The organism is Leucobacter soli, from assembly GCF_042659205.1.
Lineage (GTDB): Bacteria > Actinomycetota > Actinomycetes > Actinomycetales > Microbacteriaceae > Leucobacter > Leucobacter soli.
Window position 1 is genome coordinate 1 of sequence record NZ_JBHSRW010000479.1, and the last position, 649, is coordinate 649.

The 649-nt window shown below is 72.3% G+C and carries 1 pseudogene; it reads left to right on the forward strand.

The window, feature by feature from the left end:
* Nucleotides 1-649 (forward strand): annotated as a pseudogene (locus tag ACFPZL_RS14065) (hypothetical protein); the annotation flags it as partial.

Here is a 649-nt window from a genome sequence, read left to right on the forward strand (position 1 = left end):
GGTCTCGCGTATCAGCTGCAGGATGATCTGCTCTCCACCTTCGGCGACGCCGAGGTACATGGCAAGGCGCGGCGGCTCGCAGGCGAACCCGCGGCGTTGGAACGCCGCGAACGGACCATGGAGCTGGCGCTCGGCGTAGAGACGCTCGGCGAGGCCATGGGTGCCGCGGCCGAGCTGCTGAAAGTGGCGCAGGCGGACGCCGACGCCTACACGGAGCAGCTGGACGCATCCGAGCGGGAGGACGCGCTGCGGCATCTCGGCCTCGCGCCGGGGGCCGCGATCCCGCCGCAGTTGCGCGCCCAGATCCGTGCACTCGAAGAGGACCAGAAGCGGCGGGCCACGCGCAGCCTGCGCGACGGCATCGACCGGATCCTCACCGACCTGCTCTCCCTCTACCGGGACATGCTGCTCTCGGTGCTGCAGGCCGGTCTCGAGCTCGTGAACCTCGAGCAGGGCGAGCGGATCGCCCGCCTCGCCGAGGCATGGGGCGCGGAGCGCGTCATGTCGGCCGCCGCCGCCGTCGAGCGCGCGCGGGAGCGCCTGCATCGAAACGTCACGCCCGGGCTGGTGCTCGAGGCGCTGTTCAGCGAACTCGTCGCCCGGCAGCTCGATGCCCGTCAGCCCGGTGCCGGTCAGCTCGGTGCCGGTC